General features: G+C 33.2%; 2 protein-coding genes. Both read right to left on the bottom strand.

Features of this window, described 5'->3' with window-relative positions; translation table 11 throughout:
- Positions 1–238: 238 nt before the first annotated feature.
- Positions 239–1,543, bottom strand: a complete 1,305-nt coding sequence (locus B2X73_RS05280; protein ID WP_291095928.1) for an OmpA family protein — start codon at positions 1,541–1,543, stop codon at positions 239–241.
- A gap of 18 nt (positions 1,544–1,561) precedes the next feature.
- Positions 1,562–2,618 (bottom strand): MBG domain-containing protein (locus B2X73_RS05275; RefSeq protein ID WP_291095926.1); only part of this gene is annotated, 1,057 nt, incomplete at its 5' end.

Genomic DNA, 2,618 nt, shown 5'->3' with positions numbered 1-2,618 from the left:
AAAAAGGTTTTAGCCCGTAGGGTTTTTAAAATCTTTAGTGAAATGAGAACATTTTTAGTAGAGAGGTTTACGGCCAAGTCTTTTTTCGTTAGTTTTTTTGACTAAAAAAAGTGACAAAAGATTCTGCACTTCGAGCGCCTCAGTGCCCGTGTTTAGAATGACATAAAAATCCCTTTATCTAAAAAAGACAAAGGGATTTATTTGAATCATATCAATAACTAATGAATAAAATAGAAAATTATTCTTTTAAATTGATTTCAACTCGTCTATTTTTCTGACGATTTTTATTATTTGTATTGGGGTAAAGCGGAGCTGTTTTACCCTTCGAAATGATTTCAATCTTTTCAGTTGGAATACCTTTATCAATTAGGTAATTTGAAACAGCTTGCGCACGTTGCATACCAACTTGTAGATTTCTATTTTCTGTACCTATATCACATGTATGTCCAGTTATTTGAATAGATTTCCAATCATGTTTTTTTAGTAAGTCAGCAATTCTACTCAATTGCTCTTGTTGATTTACAGAAACAGTTGTAAGACCTAAATGATCAAAAATTATTGGCTTTTCTATTTCTTTTTTGTCACTATCTGATAAAGGTTTTAACTCTGGTATTTCTTGTTTTATCGGTTCTTTTATCGGTTCGACTACTGAAGGTAAAACTTCTTCTTCCAAACTAGCTTCTTCTATTTGAGGTGGCAAAAGTAATTGTGTTTTAGGTTTTCCAATACCTAATCTTATTTGTATACCATATGCCAGTAGTTTCGATTGATCAATCATGTTTGATGATCCTAACACACCATTTGCAAGTTGAGTCATCTTTTCTGCTTCGTAGTTTACCAGTGGACTATTGACTGCAACTTGCTTAACCATATCATTCAATCCATAATCGAGATAAACTCCTGTATAAACTCTAACTTTGTCCGATAATTTGAAACTAACACCTGTTTCTGCGCTCAAAGTAAAACCTGTCTTTAGCTTTGTTGAGTTTTCAGCTTTCCAATCATTTAATGTTCCAAAACCATGTTGTGGTAAGTTTGTTAATTCTACATTAAGGTCTTCGTAATAACCACTTGTTTTAATCTCATTTACGTTAATTGTAGATTTTTGACTAAATGGAAATACTACTTTTCCTCCTGCATTGATATAAAATTGTGTTGTTCCTTTGGTATGGTATTGAACCATTAACGGGATACTTACGCCATAAAATCGACTTTTTTCTTGATAACCTTTTGTTTGTACGCGATATTCGAAAGCATCACCGTCGCTATCGACTTGATACGTACTGTTTATTTCATCATTTAAACGAGTTGTATTGCGAAAGAGCGAAAATTCTGCTCCTGTTATCAGGCTCCAATTTGGGTTGATAAAGTAGGTGTAACCAACACCTACTTTTCCACTTGTTTTTAACGTTGTTTTTCCATTATAAACATTATAATTTAAACCTTGAGGTCCTCCATTCAACGTAATACTCCATTCTTGTGCTTGTCCGATATTTCCTATTAGAGCTATAGCAATGCTTAATATAAATTGTTTTTTCTTCATCTTTTTGAGGTTCAAAAGTTAATTCACTAATAATTTTACAGATTCACGTTTACCATTTTCTAAGAATAAATAAATGATATAAACTCCTGGAACCATAGGAACTTGTGTTACCACTTCTGGTGAAACTTGATTGATCTCTTTGTTCAATTTACCTGTGATATCTGTTATCATAATTTTGGCACCTTTCAATTCTTCAGATGGATAATCTGCTTTAATGGTAAATGTTGTTCCTTGTCGCGCAGGATTTGGAACTACTTTTACACCTCCTTTGTGTTGACTTGCAACAATAACCAATGGGCATGTTTCCGTAGTGTTTCCATCTTTGTCTTTCACGACTACCATGTAACTACCATTAAGCGGAGTCGGAGATGTATAATATTGTCCTTGAGCACCTACAATTGCTTGTCCATCTTTGTACCATTGCCAGCTCACAAAATCATCTGATGAATTATCGAAAATTAAGACATCCTCCCATTTTTTCTTGACTTTTCCAATTAATCTCATGTTCACTTGTTTTATGACATGAGTTGCAGGTAAATAATTGTTATTTCCATCTTGCTGTGCTGTAATATCTACAGAACCTTGTTTATTGAATGTCAAACTATTTCCAATAACAGTTGCAATAGTTGAATTGGATGATGTATAATAAACTGGTAAATCACTTGATGCCGTTGCATTCAATACCAATGTATTTTCACCATCACAACCAATTGTTAAGTCTTGTGTCCATGTGATTACTTGTGTTGCTTTATTAATCGTTAAATCAGCAGTTAGCGTTTGATCTTGATAGTTATTACCACCAGTAATATTCGCAGTAACGGTATATGTACCTGCTTGCGACTGATTATTGTTTACATAACTAACCCCAACATCTTTTGGTAAAGTACCTGTAATAGCTAATGATTTATTTGTACCATCGTATGTAAAACTATTGTCATTAAATGTAATACCTACTAAACTAGCTTTAGTAATCGCAAAATCTGCTTTTTTATAAGTAAAATCATAGTTTGCTGAAGCAGTTAATGTACCTTGAGTTATTGGATAATTTCCTACATTTTCTCCTGCATCGCGTGCT

Source organism: Empedobacter sp. UBA7252, assembly GCF_002472765.1.
GTDB classification, from domain to species: domain Bacteria; phylum Bacteroidota; class Bacteroidia; order Flavobacteriales; family Weeksellaceae; genus Empedobacter; species Empedobacter falsenii_B.
The sequence above is the reverse complement of the archived record's forward strand: the minus strand, read 5'-3'. Positions and strand labels throughout refer to the sequence as shown.